Below are 5,316 nucleotides of genomic sequence, written 5' to 3'. Positions count from 1 at the left end.
CGGGGCCCGCCCGCGGACGGGCCCCGACCGGGTCAGCGCACGGCGCGGTTGACGGCCGAGACGATGGCCATGAAGGACGCCGTCGTGATCGACGGGTCGATGCCCACGCCCCACAGCACCTGACCGTCGACCTCGCACTCGACGTAGGCGGCGGCGGTGGCGTCCCCACCGGTCGACAGGGCGTGCTCGGCGTAGTCGAGCACGCCGACCCGGACGCCGAGCTCGGCGAAGACGTTGGTGAAGGCGTCGACCGGGCCGGTGCCGGTGGCCGTGAGCGTGCGCTCCTCGCCGCGGTCGACGAGCGTGAGGGACAGCGTGGCCCGCTCCCCCTCCCCGCCGGAGGTGAGGGTGGTGCCGCGCAGCGCGAACCGGCCCCACGGCGCCAGCCCGGACCCGGGCGGGGCGGGCAGGTACTCGTCGCAGAAGATGTCCCACAGCCGCTCGGCGCTGATCTCCCCGCCGTATGCGTCGGTGACCTTCTGGACGACGCCGGAGAACTCGATCTGCAGGCGGCGCGGCAGGTCCAGGGCGCGGGTGCTCGACAGCAGGTAGGCGACCCCGCCCTTGCCCGACTGGGAGTTGACGCGGACGACCGCCTCGTAGTTGCGGCCGACGTCGACCGGGTCGACCGGCAGGTAGGGCACGTCCCACGGGACCGCCTCGCGCTTCCCGCCGGCCTTCGCCACGCGCTCCTGGCGCGCCGTGAGCCCCTTCTTGATGGCGTCCTGGTGGGAGCCGGAGAAGGCGGTGTAGACGAGGTCGCCGCCGTAGGGGTGGCGGGGGTGGACGTCCATCTGGGTGCACTGCTCGACCGTGCGGCGGATGCCGTCGATGTCCGAGAAGTCGATCTGCGGGTCGATGCCCTGGCTGAAGAGGTTCATCCCCAGGGTGACGAGGTCGACGTTCCCGGTGCGCTCGCCCTGGCCGAACAGGCAGCCCTCGACGCGGTCCGCGCCGGCCATGACGGCCAGCTCCGCGGAGGCGACGGCGGTGCCGCGGTCGTTGTGCGGGTGGACCGACAGCGCGATGAACTCTCGCCGCGAGAGGTTGCGGCTCATCCACTCGATCTGGTCGGCGTACACGTTCGGGGTGGCGCGCTCGACCGTCGCCGGGAGGTTGAGGACGATCTCGCGCGAGGCGTCGGGCTGCCACACGTCCATGACCGCCTCGCACACCTCGAGGGCGTACTCGATCTCGGTGTCGATGAAGATCTCGGGCGAGTACTCGTAGGAGAAGATCGTCTGCGGGTCGAGCACCTTCTCCGCGTAGGCCATGACCTCGCGCGTGCCGGCGACGGCGAGCTCCTTCGTCGCCTCGCGGTCGTTGCGGAAGACGATGTCGCGGAACACCGGCGCGGTCGCGTTGTACAGGTGCACGGTGGCCCGGTGGGCGCCGACGAGGGAGTCGACCGTGCGCTGGATGAGCTCGGTGCGCGCCTGGGTGAGGACGGAGATCGTCACGTCCTCGGGGATCGCCTCGTCCTCGATGATCGAGCGCACGAAGTCGAAGTCGGTCTGGCTCGCCGCCGGGAACCCGACCTCGATCTCCTTGTAGCCCATGCGGACGATGAGGTCGAACATGCGCCGCTTGCGGGCGGGGTCCATCGGCTCGATGAGCGCCTGGTTGCCGTCACGCAGGTCGGTGGAGAGCCACCGCGGGGCCTGGGTGATGCGGCGGGAGGGCCACTGCCGGTCCGGCAGGTCGATGCCGTTGACCTCGTGGAAGGGGCGGTACTTGCCGATCGGCATCCGCGAGGGGTGCTGCTGGTTGCTGGGCTTGCGGGTCTTCATCGTCGTCCACTTCGCTCGTCGGGCGCGCCGGGCGAGAGGGACACCGCGACGAGGGGCCGGCCGCTAGTGGGCCTCGCCGCGGCAGCGAAGGAGAAGGCTCCGTGCATGCACCCGGCAGACTCTAGCGCACCGCCCGGGGCGGCTGGCCGAGCCGTCCGACGCGCGTCCCCTCACCTGCCCGCGACCTGGATGACGAACGCGCCCAGGTTGAGCTCGTCGCCCTCGCCGAGCTCCGCCCGCACCCCGGGGACGAGACGCTCGAGCGCGCCGTCCCGGCGGCGCACGACGGTGCCGTTGGTCGAGCCGAGGTCCGTCGCCGCCACCGCGCCGTCCGTGACGTCGAGCGCGACGTGGGTGCGCGAGATCGACTCGTCGTCCAGCGTGAGGACGTGGTCCGCCGAACCGCGCGGGGCGCGTCCCAGCAGGGTGCGTCCGGCGGGCGCCCACCCGCCCCAGGGCAGGAGCGCTCCCAGGCGGGTCGGAGCCGCGGCCTCGGGCGACGGGGCAACCGGCACGGCAACCGGCACGGCAACGGGCACCTCGGACGACGCGTCACGCTCGGCCGGTTCCTCGCCCGAGCCGCCGGCGGCCCGCAGCCGGACCCCGCCCGCGATGCTCCCGGCGAGCAGGACGGCGTCCTGCAGCGCCGCGCCGTGGGTGGCGGCGGCGGTGACGGTGACGAGCGCCTCCTCCGCGGGGAAGAGGAGGGAGACCTCGGCGAGCAGGTGCTCGACGGGCGGGGAGTCCTCGGCGAAGGCGCCGGTCCCGGCGACCTCGTGCTCGACGGTGCGGACCGTCGCGACGCCGTCCACCGTGCCGTAGCGCACCTGGTGGACCCCGGCGTCCTGCCCGTACCGCCCGCGCAGGGCGCGGGCGAGGGAGGCGGCCTGTGACATCGGCGCGCCGGGCACGTGCGGCGCGAGGCGCCCGACCTGGACGCTGAGCTGGATCACGAACACGGCGGGGACCTCGGCGAGCGCCCGCAGCCGGGCGAGCTCCTCCGGGCTGTCGCCGGCCTCACCGTCGACCACCCCCTCGACCGGCGTCCCGGCTGCCGCCGGGGTCATGAGCATGAGGAAGCCGCTCCACAGCACCGGACGGCCGACGAGGAGCTCGCGGGCCTGGCGGAACTGGGCCTCGGCGGCCGCACCGTGCTCCGCCACGGGTGTGCCGGCGAACGCGCGGGCGAACTGCCGGCGGAACGCGGCTGCGGCGACGTCGGCGTCCTGGTGGAGCCCGAAGTCACCGACGTCGGCGGGCGCGGTGAGGAGGACCTCCCACTCCCCCGCCCTCGTCGTCAGGTCCACGAGCCGGCCCGCTCGTGGGGCGGCGGCGGGACGGGCTGGGACCGTCCCGCCGGGGAGACCGGGATCTCCCCGCGTGCCGCGCGGGCGTCCACCTCGCGGCTGAGCGCGTCGAGGCGCCGGCGGACGTCGGCGGCCCGGCCGAACTGCCGGCGCAGGCGCCACACGACGAGGCCGGTGACGAGCAGACCCGCCGCCACCGCGGTCCACGCCATCGGGTCGATCGTCAGGCCGAACAGCCCGAAAGCGAGGATGCACAGCCCCGCCGCGAGCGCCGCCCACGTGAGGTAGAGGCGCATGGCGACGACGCCGGCGAGGTTGTCGTGGAGCAGCGGGCGCGCGGCGTCGCGGAACTCGGCCACCGACGTGAGCGGCAGCGCCTCGACGTCCAGGACCTGCGGACGGACCCTCACTTGACCAGCGCCCCGTCCCGGTCCTCGAGGTAGGCCGCGTTGGGCGGCAGGTCCCACGGGTTGGTCGACTCGTGCCCGGCGAACCCCACGGAGACGGAACCGGCGGCCCCGTCCGGCTGGTTGCTCTGGTAGATCGAGTACCCGGTGAGCGCCCACTCCGCCTGCGTGCCCTTGTAGCGGACGAGCTGCCACACGAGCTCGGAGTCGTGCATCTCGCGGGCGGTGAACATCGTGGGCACGTACTCGTAGCTGCCCGAGCGGGTGCTCACGCGGACGAGCTGGTCGGCGCGACCGGAGTCGCGGTAGATCTTCATGATCCGGGCACCGGCGGCCGTGACGCCCTTGCCGATGCCGATGGTGACGAGCCCGAGCCCGACGGTCCCCCAGTCACCCTGCCCCCCGCTGGCCAGCACGACGTCGCCGGCCGTGGCGATCGTGCCGGTGATCGCGGCACCGCCGAAGAGGAAGGGCACGGCGGGCCACGCGGGCGGGATGGCGAGGCAGATGACCCCGACGACGGTGAGCACGGCCGAGGCGATGCCGCCCCAGTTGCTCAGCCAGTCCGCCACCGGCGCGATCGCGCGGGCGACGTCCCCGATCCAGGAGTCCTCGATCCAGTCGGCGACGTCGCCGAGCCGGTCCCAGAAGGAACGGTCCCACGAGCGGTCGCCGGCGCCGTTGATGATGTCGCCGTAGTGCTCGGCCCGCTCGCGGTACTCGTCCTCGAGGTTCTTCACGGCCGCCTGGGCGTCACCCAGGAGGTTCGAGGCGGCGAGCTGGTCGTCCTGCAGGCCGAGCAGCTCGTCGCGGTTGTCGCCGGTGTCCTCCCAGCCCTCCAGGGCCCCGGCGGCGGTGGAGACCGCCTGCTGGGCCTCGCTCAGCTGGGTGTCGAGCTCGAGGCTGCGGGACTGGAAGGACTCGAGGTCGTCGGCCCAGCCGTCGAGCGCGCCGTGGACGGACTCCAGGGCACCCCTGAACTCCTCGAGCTTGGGCGGGAACTCGACCATCGACTCCTGGAAGGCCAGGCGGCTCTCCCCGACCCATCCGCCGTAGTCGATGTCGCTGCGCGCACCCTGGAGGAAGGCGGAGAGGTCCTCGATCTTCCAGGCGAACTCCCGGATCTGGCCGGCGAGCGCACGGGTGCCCTCCGGCGAGCCGGGGCACGGGTCGTAGCCGATGGTCGGGTGGGGCCGCATGGCGGTCGTGACGTAGTTGCCCATCAGCCCCGCCCCTCCTGCGCCCGGTTGACCAGCTGCTCGGCGAGCCGGAAGTCGGCGTCCTCGAAGACGACCAGCACGCCCTGGACGTAGTCCGCGGCGCCGGTGGCCTCCTCGGCGAGCTCGTCGGCGGCGTTGGACCACTGCTCGGCGAACTCGTAGAGCTCGTCGAAGACCGGTGCTGCGCCGACGACGAGGCCGTCGAGCCCCTTGAGCCGGCCGCACAGGTCGCCGAGCTCGGTGCTCAGGCCGCGCAGGTCGGTCATGGTCGTCGTCAGGTAGTCATCGTCGATGACGATGTCGCCCATCGGGTGGGTCCTCTCCTCGGGGGAAGTCGCTGGTCAACGTTCTATCGCAGGGTGCGGCGCGGTGTCGCGGCTTCGGCATGGGGAGGGGTCCCCATCACCTGGGGTCCGAGCGCAGGACGGTGTGCTCGACGTCGGCGGGCTCGCCGACGGTGAGGGTGGTCGAGCCGAGCACGACGACGTCGCCGTCGGTCAGCTCGGCGGGCTCCCCGGCAGTCAGCGGGCGGCTGGTGCCGTCGGGGGCGTGGACGACGGTCCCGTTGGTCGACGCGCGGTCCACGACGACG

Annotated in this window: 5 protein-coding genes and 1 pseudogene; all 6 read right to left on the bottom strand. The window is 73.3% G+C overall.

The features are described 5' to 3' along the window. Positions 1–32: 32 nt before the first annotated feature. Positions 33–1,790: a 2-isopropylmalate synthase gene (gene leuA, locus FHE66_RS12025; protein ID WP_139073203.1), complete on the bottom strand. Its 1,758-nt coding sequence runs from the start codon at positions 1,788–1,790 to the stop codon at positions 33–35. A 170-nt stretch (positions 1,791–1,960) separates the two neighbouring features. Continuing rightward, the gene (locus FHE66_RS12020; RefSeq protein ID WP_139073202.1) at positions 1,961–3,097 is read right to left on the bottom strand and encodes an FHA domain-containing protein; all 1,137 of its coding nucleotides are present in this window, start codon (positions 3,095–3,097) and stop codon (positions 1,961–1,963) included. Next, positions 3,088–3,507, bottom strand: a complete 420-nt coding sequence (locus FHE66_RS12015) for a hypothetical protein (protein ID WP_139073201.1) — start codon at positions 3,505–3,507, stop codon at positions 3,088–3,090. The genes FHE66_RS12020 and FHE66_RS12015 overlap by 10 nt, the downstream gene beginning before the upstream one ends. Then, positions 3,504–4,727 (bottom strand): WXG100 family type VII secretion target, encoded by a 1,224-nt coding sequence (locus FHE66_RS12010; RefSeq protein ID WP_139073200.1) that lies wholly within the window; start codon positions 4,725–4,727, stop codon positions 3,504–3,506. The genes FHE66_RS12015 and FHE66_RS12010 overlap by 4 nt, the downstream gene beginning before the upstream one ends. Continuing rightward, complete coding sequence (locus FHE66_RS12005; RefSeq protein WP_139073199.1) at positions 4,727–5,032, bottom strand: hypothetical protein; 306 nt, start codon at positions 5,030–5,032, stop codon at positions 4,727–4,729. Before FHE66_RS12005 ends, FHE66_RS12010 begins: the two co-directional genes overlap by 1 nt. Positions 5,033–5,126: 94 nt before the next feature. Continuing rightward, positions 5,127–5,316 (bottom strand): annotated as a pseudogene (locus FHE66_RS15600) (FHA domain-containing protein); the annotation flags it as partial.

Source organism: Georgenia sp. 311 (genome assembly GCF_006151955.1).
Classification (GTDB): domain Bacteria; phylum Actinomycetota; class Actinomycetes; order Actinomycetales; family Actinomycetaceae; genus Oceanitalea; species Oceanitalea wutianyii.
The sequence above is the reverse complement of the archived record's forward strand: the minus strand, read 5'-3'. Positions and strand labels throughout refer to the sequence as shown.